At 44.2% G+C, this 15,884-nt stretch carries 13 protein-coding genes and 1 pseudogene; all 14 read right to left on the minus strand.

The window, feature by feature from the left end; genetic code table 11:
- Positions 1–127: 127 nt before the first annotated feature.
- A pseudogene (upp, locus tag HYG89_RS07445) lies at positions 128–454 on the minus strand (uracil phosphoribosyltransferase); the annotation flags it as partial.
- Positions 455–580: 126 nt separating this feature from the next.
- Positions 581–2,074: an NADH-quinone oxidoreductase subunit NuoN gene (nuoN, locus tag HYG89_RS07450; RefSeq protein WP_154320447.1), complete on the minus strand. Its 1,494-nt coding sequence runs from the start codon at positions 2,072–2,074 to the stop codon at positions 581–583.
- A 3-nt stretch (positions 2,075–2,077) separates the two neighbouring features.
- Entirely contained in the window at positions 2,078–3,691 is a 1,614-nt protein-coding gene (nuoM, locus tag HYG89_RS07455) for an NADH-quinone oxidoreductase subunit M (RefSeq protein ID WP_004975471.1), read from the minus strand.
- 1 nt (position 3,692) lies between these two features.
- On the minus strand, positions 3,693–5,588 hold the full coding sequence (gene nuoL, locus HYG89_RS07460; protein WP_096901802.1) for an NADH-quinone oxidoreductase subunit L: 1,896 nt from the start codon (positions 5,586–5,588) through the stop codon (positions 3,693–3,695).
- Entirely contained in the window at positions 5,585–5,893 is a 309-nt protein-coding gene (gene nuoK / locus HYG89_RS07465; RefSeq protein ID WP_004975463.1) for an NADH-quinone oxidoreductase subunit NuoK, read from the minus strand. The genes nuoL and nuoK overlap by 4 nt, the downstream gene beginning before the upstream one ends.
- Positions 5,893–6,411, minus strand: coding sequence for an NADH-quinone oxidoreductase subunit J (gene nuoJ / locus HYG89_RS07470; protein WP_171062597.1), 519 nt, complete (start codon positions 6,409–6,411; stop codon positions 5,893–5,895). Before nuoJ ends, nuoK begins: the two co-directional genes overlap by 1 nt.
- Positions 6,411–6,953: an NADH-quinone oxidoreductase subunit NuoI gene (gene nuoI, locus HYG89_RS07475; RefSeq protein ID WP_004975460.1), complete on the minus strand. Its 543-nt coding sequence runs from the start codon at positions 6,951–6,953 to the stop codon at positions 6,411–6,413. The genes nuoJ and nuoI overlap by 1 nt, the downstream gene beginning before the upstream one ends.
- Before the next feature lie 18 nt (positions 6,954–6,971).
- Positions 6,972–7,991 (minus strand): NADH-quinone oxidoreductase subunit NuoH, encoded by a 1,020-nt coding sequence (gene nuoH, locus HYG89_RS07480; protein ID WP_004975457.1) that lies wholly within the window; start codon positions 7,989–7,991, stop codon positions 6,972–6,974.
- Positions 7,992–7,994: 3 nt separating this feature from the next.
- A complete protein-coding gene (gene nuoG, locus HYG89_RS07485) occupies positions 7,995–10,679 on the minus strand; it encodes an NADH-quinone oxidoreductase subunit NuoG (protein WP_131261530.1) in 2,685 nt (894 codons plus the stop codon).
- 11 nt (positions 10,680–10,690) lie between these two features.
- Positions 10,691–12,028, minus strand: coding sequence for an NADH-quinone oxidoreductase subunit NuoF (gene nuoF / locus HYG89_RS07490; RefSeq protein WP_004975453.1), 1,338 nt, complete (start codon positions 12,026–12,028; stop codon positions 10,691–10,693).
- Positions 12,025–12,534, minus strand: a complete 510-nt coding sequence (gene nuoE / locus HYG89_RS07495; RefSeq protein WP_004975451.1) for an NADH-quinone oxidoreductase subunit NuoE — start codon at positions 12,532–12,534, stop codon at positions 12,025–12,027. The genes nuoF and nuoE overlap by 4 nt, the downstream gene beginning before the upstream one ends.
- 14 nt (positions 12,535–12,548) lie before the next feature.
- A complete protein-coding gene (nuoC, locus tag HYG89_RS07500; RefSeq protein WP_178866900.1) occupies positions 12,549–14,336 on the minus strand; it encodes an NADH-quinone oxidoreductase subunit C/D in 1,788 nt (595 codons plus the stop codon).
- An 85-nt stretch (positions 14,337–14,421) separates the two neighbouring features.
- The gene (locus HYG89_RS07505; protein WP_004975447.1) at positions 14,422–15,099 is read right to left on the minus strand and encodes an NADH-quinone oxidoreductase subunit B family protein; all 678 of its coding nucleotides are present in this window, start codon (positions 15,097–15,099) and stop codon (positions 14,422–14,424) included.
- 6 nt (positions 15,100–15,105) lie between these two features.
- Positions 15,106–15,651, minus strand: coding sequence for an NADH-quinone oxidoreductase subunit A (gene ndhC, locus HYG89_RS07510; RefSeq protein WP_004975445.1), 546 nt, complete (start codon positions 15,649–15,651; stop codon positions 15,106–15,108).
- Positions 15,652–15,884 lie beyond the last annotated feature (233 nt).

Consider the following 15,884-nt stretch of genomic DNA (forward strand, 5'->3'; position numbering starts at 1 on the left):
TCGCAAGAGATGCGATGGATGTCTGATTATTTGTAGTCATAAATTTAAGTCCCCACTTGTTTCTAAGTGGGGACTAAATTAAGGCTTATAGGATGAATTCAGAAGGTGTGTTCAGCGGACGCTTACCTTCTAAAGTTTCTTCATCACGTTCCAAGCCAAGTACAGACACTTTGGCACTTGGAATCAAGTTTAAGAAACCATCTAACATGCCAATACCTGCACGTAAAATAGGCACAACCGTAATTTTTTTACCCGCAATACGGTCTACAGTGACTGCACCATTCCAACCCGCAATTTCGTGCTCGACCATAGGCAAATCTTTGGTCGCTTCATAAGTCAGCAACATGGTGACTTCTTGTGCCAATTCACGGAAGTTTTTGGTGCTGATATCAGCACGACGTAATAGCCCTAATTTATGACGAATAAGCGGATGTCGGATTTCATGAATAGCCACGGGAGAACACCTAAAAGGAAAGAAAAGCAAATATCATTTTATTATATGCTGTTTTTATTGTGTATATAAACCAAAAAGCCCTCAATTTATGAAGGCTTTTTGACTGAAAGTTAAACTTCTTTCAAATTATTGCTGTGACAGCATGAAATGGATTGGTGACAAAATTTCAGCTTCAAGTGCAATTTTGATAATTGGGTCTGGATAAACACCAATCACCAATACCGCTAAAGCTGCAGCCAATACCATAATACCGCCCACTTTTTGACCCCAATGATCAACAGCGTCCATTTTTGGTTCGTCTGGTGGCGTCATGTACATCACCACCATTACACGTAAGTAATAGTACAAACCAATACCTGAACCCACAATGATCATAGCAGCCAAGAACCAGTGCTGAGTCGTAACAGCAGCCATCACCACCAAGAACTTACCAATGAAGCCTGCAGTGAGTGGAATACCTGCTAGAGAAAGCATCATGACAGTTAATACAGCAGTCAATACAGGACGACGCCAGAACAAACCACGGTAGTCTGCTAAGCTTTCTGCTTCAGCTACGTTGTTATACGGGCTAGACATTAATGCCACTGCACCGAACGCACCAATGGTGGTCAATACATAAGTGATCACATATACGCTGACATTGCCCAAACTTGCATAGGTCATGCTGATTAAACCAATCAACAAATAACCAAAGTGCGCAATAGATGAGTAAGCCAAAATACGCTTCAAGTTAACTTGACGTACAGCTAGGAAGTTACCCACCAAAATTGAAAGCACAGCAATAATGGTCATGATGGTTACAATTGAGTCGATCAGGATTGCACCTGAACCCAAAATGTAACGTACAAACAAACCAATGGTTGCTACTTTTGCTGCAGTCGCAAGAAAGGTTGCGATTGGTGCAGGCGCACCGTCATAAACGTCTGGCGTCCATTTGTGGAATGGTGCCAACGACAATTTAAATGCAACAGCAAAGACAATTAAGCCTAGACCTAAAACTACCAATGGCTGTTGGATATTTTGCATTAATGCTTGTACAGAGTCATAGAAAGACAATGAACCAGTGTATGCATAAATGTACGCCATACCCATGAGCAACATTGCAGATGCGGTTGCAGACAAGACTAAGTACTTCACGCCTGCTTCTAAAGATTTAGAACGTTGGTGAGTGTATGCCAATAAGCCATAAACAGGAATTGACATTAACTCAAGGCTAATGAAGAACGACGCATAGTGCGAGCTTGACACCATCAACATAGCGCCCGCCACTGAACACAACATTAAGATGTAGAGTTCTTCGCGGTTGTCTTTATACGTTTCAATATACGCATGTGACAAAGTAGAACATGCTAATGCAGCGATCAGAATCACCAGTTGATATAACAAGGTGAACGGATCAATCATAAACATGCCCATCACGCTGGCAGGAGCAAAATTCCCGCCAAACATCATGAGTAAAAGGTAAGCCGCAGCGAGGTTCAAGCCCACCACTGATGCTGTAGCAATTAAGTTATGGTTACGCTTAATTGCAGTAAGGATCATCACGATAATCGCAGTTAAAGCCACGATCATCACAGGAGCTAAAGGCATAAGCTCAGAAAATGACATTGTGAAGTTCATGGCTTATTGGATCTCCACATTTTCGAGTTGAGCTGTTACTTCTTGTGTAACTTCAACTACTTCTTGAACTGGGATGTAGCTATTTGCTAACCACGCCATACTTGAATTTGAAATATCAAGGAAGGTTTGTGGATACAGACCAAGCCATACTAGACCCAGCGCACAAATTGAAAGAATCACAACTTCACGTGCATTTAAATCTTTTAACGGATTTGCATAGTGTTGTTTTTGCTCTTCATTTGGTACACCAAATAAGGCTTTGTGAATCAGGATTAAACCGTAAACACCTGCAAAAACTAAACTGATTGCCGCAATAATTGTGAAGGCTGGGAACTGTTCAAATGAACCCATTAAAATCAGGAATTCACCAATAAAGTTACCTAAACCAGGAATACCGACTAACGCAGCCACAAAGAACATGAGGAAGAATGAAAGGTATTGGAATTGACCACGAATACCGCCCATTAAACGCATGTCACGTGTATGTACGCGCTCGTAAATTTGACCACACATAATGAACAATGCTGCAGATGACAAGCCATGTGCCAACATCATGATCATTAAGCCTTGGTAAGTCAGGATATTACCTGCATAAATTGCAAGTAATACAAAGCCCATGTGCGAAATTGAGGTATAGGCAAGTAAACGCTTCATATCGGTTTGCTGGAAAGCACACCACGCGCCGTAGAACACACCAATTAAACCCAAAATAATGGCAATGTCTGCAAACTGAGCAGAAGCCGCTGGGAAGAATGGAATCACGAAACGTAATAAGCCGTATGCCGCAGTTTTAATCAAAATACCTGCAAGGTCGACAGAACCCGCTGTAGGCGCTTGTGCGTGTGCATCTGGTAACCAACCGTGTAATGGGAAAACTGGAAGTTTTACCGCAAAACCGATGAATAAACAGATCATGAAAGCATAAGCGACTGCTGGTAATTGTGCGTCAAGGGTATTCGCTACAGCCAATAAATAGTTGTAGTTGAATGAAATAGTACCTGACATCATGTATCCATAGATCACTAGACCTAAGATACCAATCAACATGATTAAACCAGCAACTTGCGTGTAGATAAAGAATTTGGTTGCAGCGTAAACACGTGAACGACCGTTTGAACCTTTATGACCCCATAACGCAATCAGGAAGTAGATTGGTACAAGCATCATCTCCCAGAAGAAGAAGAACAGGAACAAGTCAATCGCAAGGAATACGCCAATTACCCCACCCAAAGACCATAAAAGGTTAAGGTGGAAGAAACCGACGTTCTTTTGAATCTCACCAAATGAACAGCCTACCGCTAAAATACCCAGTAATGCAGTTAAACCCACCATGAGTAAAGATAAGCCATCCACCGCTAAGTGAATGTTGATGCCTAGGGTTTGAATCCAAGGCAGCATAAATTCAGCCGACCAAGTTGGAACTTGAGCGCCTAATTCATAGTTATAGCTAGCACCTTGCCACAATGCGACAGTTAAGCCCAAAGTAACAAGCATGCCCACTAAAGCAATGTAACGCGGTAATTTATCGTCGAGTTTATCGACCAACCAGCAAATAAAACCTGCAATGAACGGAACAAGGATCAGCGCGGGTAGAATTAAATTGTTTGGAGTATCCATCTTATTTCCCCACGACCTGAATCACGATCAAGATCATTAGTAAGACCACCACACCAAGTGCCATACTTGATGCGTACTCACGCAATGAACCTGTTTGACGTGAACTTGTGAAGCTATGACCACCTTTCACCAGTGCAGGCAGTACCAACCACATACCATCAACTGGATCACGACCTAATAGTTTGGCAATCAGCAAGAATGGTTTTACAAATACGATGTCATACAACGCATCGAAACCAAGTGCATTACGGCAAATGTTGGCAAGGCCTGCGCCCAATGAAGTTTGCGCAAAACCTTTTACAGCATTGTAAGCAAAGGCAAATAACACCACACCTACTGCTAAACCAGCCAAAGCCACACCAATTGCAACATACTCTGCACCATGTGCGCCTGCTTCTAATGCTTCAGGAATCACAAATGCTGGGATTTTTGCAGCATCAAGAATGCTCATCACTGGTGCTTTTAATACAATCGCTAAACCAGTTGAAAGTACTGCAAGCACTGCCAATGGGAACCAGTAAGTTGCGCCTTTGATCTCGTGATACGGTGTGTTTTCTTTACCAAAGAATACAACCCAAATTAAGCGGAATGTATAAATTGACGTTAAGAATGCACCTGCTACACCCACCCAATATAAGGTGTTATATAGCGGAATACCTGCGATATGACTTTGCGTCCAAACTGCTGCCAAAATAGCGTCTTTTGAGAAGAAACCAATGGTCAAGAATGGAATCGCTGCCAATGCACCGCCACCAATTGCGAAACATGCAAATAGGAATTTGTTCTTGTAGAACAAGCCACCCATTTTGAAAATGTTTTGTTCGTGATGGTAAGCCAAAATCACCGCACCAGAAGACAAGAATAATAATGCCTTGAAGAATGCGTGAGTTAACATGTGGAATAGACCCGCTTGGTATGCTTCTGCACCAACTGCCATAAACATATAACCCAGCTGACTCATAGTTGAGTAAGCCAAAATACGTTTGATGTCGGTTTGAACCAATGCTGCAAAACCAGCAACTAGCAAGGTCACAGCACCTGTAATTGAAATGAATAACATCACTTCAGGTGCAAGTTCAAATACGCTGAACATACGGCAGCATAAGTAAACACCCGCAGTTACCATGGTTGCAGCGTGGATTAATGCAGATACAGGTGTAGGACCTGCCATCGCATCGGCTAACCAAGTTTGCAACGGAATTTGTGCAGATTTACCCGCAGCACCCAAGAACAACATTAACGCTGTCCAAATGGTGATCGACGAGCTTTGAGTCATTACATTGGCTGCATTTTCTACGATGTATTGTGTGTTCAACGTACCAAATTGTTGATACAACAAGAACAACGCGATCAGTAGGAAAACGTCACCCACACGTGTTACGGTAAATGCTTTGATTGCTGCAAAACCGTTTGCAGGGTTTTGGTAGTAATAACCAATCAGCAAGTAAGAGCACAAACCTACACCTTCCCAACCTAGGAACAATAACGCCAAGTTATCGCCAAGTACCAACAACAACATGCTCGCAACGAACAAGTTGAAGTAAGAGAAGAAACGTGCAAAGTCTTCTTCACCACGCATATACCATGATGCAAAGATGTGAATTAAGAAACCCACGCCTGTAATCATGCCCAGCATGAGCAAAGATAAACCGTCTAAGTGCAAGCTAAACGCAGGTGCAAAACCACCCACATTGAACCAAGTCCATAAATGTTGAGTCGTTGCAACCGAACCGTTGTTCACAAAGTCCATGCCTGCAATTAGCGCAAATAATGCAGACAGACCCACTGAACCTACGCCAATAATCGCAGCAACTTTTTCAGGTAAGTTGTTACGCCCTGCCGCTAAAAGGATAAAACCAATGAGCGGAAACAATACTGTTAGATATAAATAACTCATCCGCGCATCTCACTAGCAGCATCCACATCCAAATGATGGAAGCGATGATAGAACTGAAGGACGATCGCAAGACCGATACACGCCTCTGCCGCAGCAAGTGTCAAGATCAAGATAAACATGATCTGACCATCTGGTTGTACCCATGCACTACCAGCCAAGACAAACGCCAATGCCGCAGCGTTCATCATGATTTCAAGGCCCATTAAAATAAATAGTAGGTTGCGTCGCACCATCACACCGTAAAAACCGAGTGCAAAAAGAATGGTCGCGACAATCAAACCATGTTCTAAAGGGATGTTGCCCATTATTCTTTTTCCTCTTCTGCACTTGGTTCACGTTTACCGATGTGGAAGCCTGCAACCAAAGCTGCAAGTAATAACATTGCGGCAACTTCAACCAACAATAAGTACTGAGTAAAGAGTGCTTGACCCACTGCTTTTGGACCCACCATTTCGGTGCCCATAAGCGCGCTTGGTGCAGTGTAGTCTGAGCTTAATGACCACACTAAAACCAAACCAATTAGGAAGCTCATCAAAGCTGGGTATGCCCAAGTTGATGAAGTCAACCATTTACGCTCTTGCTCAACAGTTTGCTGACCAAGGTTGAGCATCATCACCACGAATACGAACAAGACCATGATCGCACCCGCATAAACAATGATTTCTAAGGCACCAGCAAATGGTGCACCCACGATCATGAACATGCCTGCAACCGCAAGTAATGACACGATCAAGCTTAATAAAGCATGTACTGGGTTCGCGTTAGTCACTACACGAACCGTAGAAACAATGGCCACGAGTGCCATCAAGTAAAACGGCCACATCATGGTAATAGACTCCGTACATCAATAGGTGCGCTTTCACGTTGCGCTTGACCTTTGTCTTTACCTGTAACAGCCATACCCGTTACACGGTAGAAGTTGTAGTCAGGATATTTACCAGGACCTGAAATGAGTAAGTGTTCTTTCTCATACACCAAGTCTTGACGCACATATTCACCTAACTCAAAGTCAGGTGTTAACTGAATTGCAGTCGTTGGACATGCTTCTTCACACATACCGCAGAAAATACAGCGTGAGAAGTTGATACGGAAAAACTCTGGGTACCAACGACCATCTTCCTGTTCTGCTTTTTGCAGTGAAATACAACCAACTGGACAGGCAACTGCACAGAGGTTACATGCTACACAACGCTCTTCGCCATCTGGATCGCGTGTTAACACAATACGACCACGGAAGCGTGGAGGTACAATTTCTTCGGCTGGCACTTCCGGATACAAAATGGTGTCACGTTTACGTGTCACGTGTGAGAAAACCATCCACAGTGAACGTACAATTGACCCAAACCCAGCTAGAAACTTAAACATATTGTTCTCCCTGCTGTCTTAGGCCGAATGATTCATAAGAATCACAGCACCAGTTACCAAAAGGTTAACAAGCGCCAATGGCAAGCAAATTTTCCAACCAAAGTTCATCACTTGGTCATAACGTGGACGCATTAAAGAACCACGAGCCAAGACAAACATCATCACAAAGAATGCTGTTTTGATAATGAACCAGAAAGCTGCTGGAATGAATGGAATTTCAAGGTTAAACGGCGCTAGCCATCCACCGAAGAATAGAGTCACGATAAGCGCAGAGATCAGTACCACGTTGACATATTCTGCAACGAAGAACATCCCCCACTTCATACCGCCATATTCGACGTGATAACCTTCAGCCAATTCTTGTTCTGCTTCTGGTTGGTCAAATGGGTGACGGTGAGTTACCGCAACGCCTGCAACCACGAAAATCAAGAAACCTAAGAATTGTGGAATCACAAACCAAACATCACGTTGCGCTTCAACAATTTCACGCATGTTGAATGAGCCTGCAATAGCAACCACACCCATGAGTGAAATACCCAAGAACACTTCATAAGAAATGGTTTGAGCGGCTGAACGTAAACCACCAAGCAATGCGTATTTGTTGTTTGATGACCAACCACCAAATAACACCGCATACACTGCGATACCTGCCATTGCCATAAAGAACAACAGGCCAATGCTCATGTCTGCCACACCTAAATAAGGTGATACAGGAATAACCATGAACGACAGTACCGCAGTTGCCATTGCAACTGCTGGTGCCATACGGAACGTAAGTTTGTCGGCAAATTTTGGTGTCCAGTCTTCTTTGAACATGATTTTCAGCATGTCGGCAACAATCTGGAACATACCGCCTGGACCTACACGGTTCGGACCATAACGGTCTTGCCATAAGCCCAGTAAACGACGCTCAATAAAAGACATGAGTGCAGCAATCAATACCACAACCAGTAAGATGACAATCGCTTGAATGACTGAATAGGCAATTGGCCAGTTCTCAGCCCACAGCGGCGTCTGACGGATTAATTCTTGTTGCATGAATTACACTCCTACCGCGACTGAAACAGGCTCTGCAAGAGATACCGTTGGTGCAAGACCAATTGGGTAGCCAATATAACCTGTAGGTAAATATTCAATCACTTGTACTGGCAACACGATAGATGTTTCGCCTGCTTGTACAGTAATTGTTTGACCATCTTGTAGATTCAAACGCTGCGCATCCTGCGTACCTACAGCAAATACTGCTTCAGGAATACGTGATTCCATTGCAGGAGTTTTCACCGTAAATTCCCCCGATGCAAAAATGTGATGCATTGGAATTAAACGGAAGCTGTCTGGATTTGCAAGTACTGGTGCAGGTGCAACATAGCTACGTGCAGGACGTTTCGCCAAACGGTCGAATAAACGAATACCTGCGTCACCACCTTTTAAGTGACCACCCACGTTGTCTTGGAATTTGTTCCAAGCTTGTGGCGAGTTCCAACCTGCAGACCAAGCAAATGGTACAAGTGCCGCTGGCGTTTGATTACCCACATAACCTTCCATAGAGAATGTTAATGCTGAATCTACATCGACAGGTTGTTTTGGTTCGTGAATGGATAACGGTGCACGCATAGCGGTACGACCTGAGTAACGACGTGGTTCACGCGCAACTTTTAAGCCATGTACACGGAAACCTGCATCTGGTGCAACATCTTGAATTGCTTCAAGTGCTGGAACATTCTTCACTACAGATTCAATCACGTCATCTAAAACAGTCCAAGCAATTGCTTTGCCTTTTAAGCCTGTTTCAAGTGCGTGTAACCAGCGCCAAGATTCTTTAATCGCCAATTCAGGTTTGTAGTAGCTTGGGTCATAAACTTGGAAGAAGCGTTGTGCACGACCTTCCTGACTCACCACCGTACCATCACCTTCCGCGAAGCTTGCTGCAGAAAGTACGATATTGGCTTTTTGCACAGTTGCGGTTTCAGCATGATCTAGCACGATGACATCTTGTGCTTTCGCTAAAGCTGCATCGACTTGTACTGCAGGTAAACGACGATATAAGTCATTTTCAACCACAATCACAGCATCATAATCTTGTGCAAATGCTTGCTCTAAGCTTTGCCCACCAAATATAGCCAAGCCCATTGAGTTCACTTCTGGCACAGTTAAGCTTAAACCTGCGTTTTCACCCAAGTTTTGTGCCACTTGTGCAGCCGCTTCCATAATGGCAGCGTCTAGTAAGCTTGTACCTGAAATCACCAATGGTTTTTTCGCAGCTTTTAACGTGTCAGCAATGGTTTGTGCAAATGCTTTCGCATCGTCATCTAAACCTGTGATCACGTCACCTGCAACCGCAGCAGCAATGGCAAAACCTAAACGTGCGATATCATTTGGAGAAGCAACCACTTCACCTGTTGCGACATCAGCTAAACGAGTTTGCGTTGCAGCCAAAATGTAAATTGGTGATTTTGCATCTTGCGCAATACGTTGCACAGGTTCAGCCAACCAATCTGGCGTACGACGCTCTGCCGCCATTTCTTTGGCTTTGTTTTTCGCCGCTTGACGAACAGACAACGCCATACGTGGTGCAGTTTGGGTTAAATCTTCACCCAAAATTAACACAGCATCGTAGTCTTCAATTTCACGCATACCCGGGTTGTAAATCCCTTCGGTTTGCATGATTGAAGCTGCAAGTTCAACCAAGTTTTGCTCTTTTTGCGATAAACCTGTTGAGTAGTTGTCTTGGCCAACCAACTCACGCAAAGCAAAGTTTGATTCAAGCGATGCACGCGGTGAACCAATACCCAAAACTTTTTTGCCTTGAACTTTGGCAATAATCGTATCAAGTGCAGCATCTACAGAAACGGTTTCTACGCTCGCACCGTTACGGAACTGAGGCTGACGTGGACGATCTTCACGGTTCACATAACCTGTACCGAATCGACCTTTATCGCATAGGAAGTATTGGTTGACTTCACCGTTAAAGCGGTTTTCTACACGACGCAATTCGCCATAACGCTCACCCGGAGAGATGTTACAACCTGAAGAACAGCCTTGGCATACGCTAGGCGCATACTGCATGTCCCACTTACGGTTATAACGCGCAGAGTGAGTTTTGTCGGTGAATACACCTGTTGGACAGACTTCAGTCAAGTTACCTGAGAATTCAGATTCCAAAGTACCCGATTCAGGACGACCAAAGTAAACACGTGATGCGTTGGCATAGACACCAAAGTCTGTACCGCCTGCATAGTCTTTGTAGTAACGCACGCAACGATAACACGCGATACAACGGTTCATTTCATGCGCGATGAACGAACCAAGCTCTTGGTTATAGTGAGTACGTTTAGTAAAGCGGTAACGACGACGATCGTGCTGTGTCATTACAGTCATATCTTGTAAATGACAGTGACCACCTTCTTCACAGACTGGACAGTCGTGTGGGTGGTTGGTCATCAAGAACTCTACAATTGAAGCACGGAACTCAGTTGCTTCCTTGTCTTCAATCGAGATATAGGTATTGTCAGCAGCAGGTGTCATACATGACATCACCAAGCGACCACGAGTATCTTCAGGGTTCGCATATTGGGTCACGGCACATTGACGGCAAGAACCGACAGAACCTAAGGATGGATGCCAACAAAAGTACGGAATGTCGATCCCAAGGCTCAAACATGCTTGCAGCAAGTTTTCCGAGCCATTGACTTCGTACGATTTTCCATCGACATGAATTGTAGCCATAGTCGAATTCCTTAAGCTTGTTCTACGTTGCTAGCTTGAGCAGCAGGACGGCTATTTGCCACTTTTGCTTCAAACTCGCCACGGAAATATTTGAGTGCGCCCATTAATGGCTCCATCGCACCTGGTGCGTGAGCACAGAAGGTCTTACCAATCCACAATTTTTTGGTGAGTTCTTGAAGATGTTGAATGTCTTCTTCTTTCCCTTCGCCATTTTCAATTGCTTTGAGTGCTTTTACAGCCCACGGTAAACCATCACGACATGGGGTACAGAAACCACATGATTCGCGCGCAAAGAATTCTTCTAAGTTACGGGTTGCAGAAACCATACATTGGGTTTCATCGACCACCATAAGCAAACACGTGCCTAAACGTGAACCTGCCTTCATGATGCTTTCTGCATCCATAGGCAAGTCAATGTGTTCTGCTGCCAAGAAGTCGGTAGATGCACCACCCGGTAACCATGCTTTTAGCTTCAAGCCATCACGCATGCCACCCGCATAGTCTTCAATTACTTCACGTGCAGTCGTACCAAATGGAAGCTCCCATAGACCTGGGAATTTCACCTTACCAGAAGCACCGTAAATTTTTGTGCCAGGGTCTTTCGATTTACCTGCAGATAAACCGATATACCACTCTGCACCACGCAACATGATTGCAGGTAAGTTGTTATAGGTTTCTACGTTGTTGACAATCGTTGGACGACCCCATGCCCCTGCAACTTGCGGGAATGGTGGTTTAGTACGTGGGTTAGCACGACGACCTTCAAGCGAGTTAATCAATGCGGTTTCTTCACCACAGATATAACGACCTGCGCCCGTGTGCACGTATAGTTCAAAGCCCCAGTTAGTACCTAAAATGTTTTCGCCCAAATAACCTTTGGCACGAATTTGCTCAATCGCTTCATTTAAGTACTGTGCAGCTTCGATGTATTCGCCACGAATAAAGATATAGCCGTGGGTTGCTTCAAGCGTGTACGCAGCAATCAGCATACCTTCAATCAGTTGGTGTGGAAGTTTTTCCATCAACAAACGGTCTTTGAAAGTACCCGGTTCCATCTCATCGGCATTACAAATCAGGTAACGTGGACCTGAATTGTCGTTTGGCGCCATCAGTGACCATTTGATCCCTGCTGGGAAGCCTGCACCACCACGACCTTTTACTGTCGCAGCTTTAATGACTTCAAGCACATCTTTAGGCGGCATAGAAATCGCTTTCTTAAAGCCTGCATAACCTTCTAGTGCTTCGTAATCATCTGCATTACGCACGTGCTCTTGCTTGCTTAAACGCCAAGTTAATGGATGCGTTTCTGGGTTACCGTCACCATAAATTGGTCTTGGTTCGGTATTCATACATACTTCTCCAATAACTGTTGCACCGATGTCACCTCAACTAAACCGTGAGTATCTTCATCAATCATCAAGGTTGGACCCTTATCGCAATTTCCTAAACAGCAAATTGGCAATAACGTGAAACGACCATCTGCAGTCGTTTGACCAAACTGAATGCCTAATTCACGCTGGAATGCTTCTGCCAGTGTTTCTGCACCCATCAAAAAGCATGCAATCGAGTCACACAATAAAATCACGTGACGACCTACAGGCTGGCGATAAATACGGTTATAGAATGTTGCGACACCTTCTAAATCAGCAACGCTGATGGTTAGAAGCTGTGCAATCGCATTGAGCTGCGCATCATCTACCCAGCCATTACGGCGCTGTACACACTTCAAGGCATCTAAAGATGCTGCACGTGGGTACGGATAATGACCAATGTGATGTTCAATTTCATGGATTTCTTCCGCAGTCAAAATCCCTTCAACATTCACACGTGGCTTTTTATCAGTCAAAATCATCATAATGCGTTTACCCCTTAGCGATCCACGTCTGCCATTACGACGTCAATGGTCGCTAAATAAATGATTAAGTCAGATACCAGACTGCCGTTAATCACAGAAGGCATTTGCTGTAAATGCGTGAAAGTTGGTGTACGAATACGGGTACGGTAACTCATCGTTGTCTTATCTGAAGTCAAGTAGTAATTCGATGCACCTTTCACCACTTCTGCCATTACAGATGCTTCACCAGCAGGCATTACAGGACCCCAAGACACGCTTAAGAAGTGCGTAATCAGGGTTTCAATATCTTGTAATGTCTTGTCTTTTGGTGGTGGAACAGCCAATGGATGGTCTGCTTTATATGGACCAGATGGCATGTTATCTAGACATTGTTTGATGATTTTCAATGACTCTTCGATTTCACGGAAGTGAACCAGTACACGAGCGTAAGCATCGCCTTCGTACTCTACAGGTACTTCGAAGTCATAGTTTTCATAACCACTGTATGGACGGTATTTACGCACGTCAAAGTCGATACCTGTTGCACGTAAACCAGTACCTGTCACACCCCAAGCCAAGGCAGATTTCGCATCATACTGCGCTACGCCTTGCGTACGACCCATGAATACCGAGTTGCGTAATGCCGCAGTGTAGTATTCGTTCATACGTTTTGGCATCCACTCTAAGATTTCACGAATCAGGTGTTGCCAATTGTTTGGTAAGTCGTGTGCGGTACCACCGATACGGAACCATGCTGGGTGCATACGGTAACCGGTAATAGCTTCAATCGCATCGTAGATTTTTTGACGGTCTGCGAACATATAGAATACAGGGGTCATACCGCCCGCATCCTGAATTGCAGTACCAATGAACAATAAGTGGTTATTGATACGGAACAATTCCGACATCATGACACGGATACATTGTGCGCGGTCTGGCACAGTAATGCCTGCCAGTTGTTCCACACCCATGACATACGGCATGTTTTGCGCACAACCACCCAAGTAGTCCACACGGTCTGTATAAGGAATGAATGAATGCCAAGTTTGACGCTCAGCCATCTTTTCCACACCACGGTGGTGATAGCCGATATCTGGCACACAGTCTTTCACTTCTTCACCATCCAACTGCAAAATTACACGGAACGCACCGTGCGCAGATGGGTGGTTAGGACCCAAGTTCAGGAACATGAAGTCTTCGTCTTTATTACCGCGCTTTAAGCCCCAATCTTCAGGCACAAAGCGAAGGTGTTCTTGCTCGAAGTCTTGTTTGGCTTGGTTCTGCATATACGGTGTATATTCCGTTGCACGTGCAGAATACTCTTTGCGTAACGGATGACCTTCCCAATATGTTGGCAACAAGATACGACGAAGCATTGGATGCCCTTCGAAGTTGATACCAAACATATCGTAAGCTTCACGCTCGTACCAGTTGGCATTTGGCCAAATGTTGGTTGCTGTTGGAATATTGAGATCACTCTCATTCAACGCAACTTTAATACGAATGTCCGTGTTACGCTCTAGCGATAACAAGTGATAGAACACAGTAAAGTCAGACGCAGGTAGACCATCGCGGTGAGTACGCAAACGCTCATCTACCGCAGACAAGTCGAACAACATCACGTATGGACGTGACACTGTACGCAAGAACATTAAAACTTCTTGTACACGTGCGCGCTCAACCCAGACTGTTGGAAAATCTTCAAAAGTCGTTTGCACATAGAAGTTCTCACCAAATTTGGTTTTGAGCTCTTCTACAATTGCAAATGCTGGGCGTGAATCAACTGCTGTTGATTCTGGCATAGCAATGTCAGTTTCAGCCATTGGCTTGGCTTCCTATTTAATACAAATTCAGTCAACCTAAACGACAACTACACCCGTCGGGTGCATCAATATTTGTACGTTTAAATTATTTAATTTCATCCATAGAGCGTAAGTTTTTCACCGCAATACGCTGCGCATTCTTACGGTCACGTTCTGGCATCATCTTCGGCTTATATACTGGCTTAAGATCATCACCAATCACCGCAGACAACGGACGACGCTCTAATTGAATTTGGTCTTGTAATAACATCAATGCTTGGATTAATGCTTCAGGACGTGGTGGGCAACCCGGAATGTACACATCCACAGGAATGATTTTATCCACACCTTGCACAACTGAATAAATGTCGTACATACCACCTGAGTTTGCACATGCGCCCATTGAGATTACCCACTTAGGCTCAAGCATTTGCTCGTACAAACGTTGAATTACAGGTGCCATTTTCACAAAACACGTACCTGCAACAATCATCAAGTCTGCCTGACGCGGTGAAGCACGAATAACTTCTGCACCAAAACGTGACAAGTCATGCACACCTGTTAAGGTAGTTGCATACTCTACGTAGCAGCACGATGTACCAAAGTTAAACGGCCAAACTGAGTTCTTACGTCCCCAGTTTACTGCTGTATGTGCCAAGTCCTCTAAACGAGTCATGAACACATTTTTATTCACTTCTTCTTCAAGCGGATCGGTTACGATCTGACGCTCTTGAAGTGGATATTGATCAGCATCGGGATTCGCACGGGTTAAGGTATATTTCATCCCGAGTTACTCCTTGTCAGATGAGGTAGTCGCAGATTTTTTTACACGACCAGAGGATTGAGCTGGAATTTGACCGGTAGGGTCCGTTACCAATTCTTCAATTGAGTTAAAGCGTGTGATTTCTGCAAGATCCATATTTGGCGAACCAATTTTAGGTTTAATCCCTGCTGCTTTACGCTTATCAGATGGAGCCCAGTTCAGCGCACCAGTTGATAATTCATAAATTAAGCCAACGAGTAAAACTAAAATAAATACAGCAGCCGTTGCAAAGCCCACCCAACCTACTTCACGAACAGAAGCTGCCCATGCGTATAGATAAAGTGCTTCTAAGTCGAAAACAACGAAGAAAATTGCAACCAAATAGAACTTTGCAGATAAGCGGATACGTGCTCCACCAGCACCTACAACACCCGACTCAAACTGCTCTTGCTTCGCACGCCCCCATGATTTACCCCCAAGGAGTAAAGGAACGGTCAGCATAAAGACGCATAAAAATGTAACGCCGATCACGAAGGCAATAATTGCCCATTCGTATGGAGTAATGGCACTCATGCGGGGATAACTCCTGGCAGGCCTATTTATTAACAAAGAATGTATGTATTGGCCTTCAAATACACCAAACACAAAATTAATCACGCCAATTGTACCTGATTTATGATTTCACTTGCTAGTTCATAAGTCTTAGTCTTTCGGATGATTTTTTATTCAAATACTTGATATTTTAGAATTCCACTACTCCGTAGGGCTCTTAATCGCTTTAACAAATAGATAAGTCAGTTGTGATT

The sequence above is a fragment of the Acinetobacter sp. SwsAc5 genome (assembly GCF_013391485.1).
Lineage (GTDB): Bacteria > Pseudomonadota > Gammaproteobacteria > Pseudomonadales > Moraxellaceae > Acinetobacter > Acinetobacter towneri.

Bases quoted from the DNA above. Each gene is read 5' to 3' on its own strand.
- nuoC (WP_178866900.1), bottom strand. From the start codon at position 14,336: ATGGCTGAAACTGACATTGCTATGCCAGAATCAACAGCAGTTGATTCA.
- nuoL (WP_096901802.1), bottom strand. From the start codon at position 5,588: ATGAGTTATTTATATCTAACAGTATTGTTTCCGCTCATTGGTTTTATC.
- HYG89_RS07505 (WP_004975447.1), bottom strand. From the start codon at position 15,099: ATGAAATATACCTTAACCCGTGCGAATCCCGATGCTGATCAATATCCA.
- nuoK (WP_004975463.1), bottom strand. From the start codon at position 5,893: ATGGGCAACATCCCTTTAGAACATGGTTTGATTGTCGCGACCATTCTT.
- nuoE (WP_004975451.1), bottom strand. From the start codon at position 12,534: ATGATGATTTTGACTGATAAAAAGCCACGTGTGAATGTTGAAGGGATT.
- ndhC (WP_004975445.1), bottom strand. From the start codon at position 15,651: ATGAGTGCCATTACTCCATACGAATGGGCAATTATTGCCTTCGTGATC.
- nuoN (WP_154320447.1), bottom strand. From the start codon at position 2,074: ATGAACTTCACAATGTCATTTTCTGAGCTTATGCCTTTAGCTCCTGTG.
- nuoG (WP_131261530.1), bottom strand. From the start codon at position 10,679: ATGGCTACAATTCATGTCGATGGAAAATCGTACGAAGTCAATGGCTCG.
- nuoF (WP_004975453.1), bottom strand. From the start codon at position 12,028: ATGAATACCGAACCAAGACCAATTTATGGTGACGGTAACCCAGAAACG.
- nuoJ (WP_171062597.1), bottom strand. From the start codon at position 6,411: ATGTGGCCGTTTTACTTGATGGCACTCGTGGCCATTGTTTCTACGGTT.
- nuoH (WP_004975457.1), bottom strand. From the start codon at position 7,991: ATGCAACAAGAATTAATCCGTCAGACGCCGCTGTGGGCTGAGAACTGG.
- nuoI (WP_004975460.1), bottom strand. From the start codon at position 6,953: ATGTTTAAGTTTCTAGCTGGGTTTGGGTCAATTGTACGTTCACTGTGG.
- nuoM (WP_004975471.1), bottom strand. From the start codon at position 3,691: ATGGATACTCCAAACAATTTAATTCTACCCGCGCTGATCCTTGTTCCG.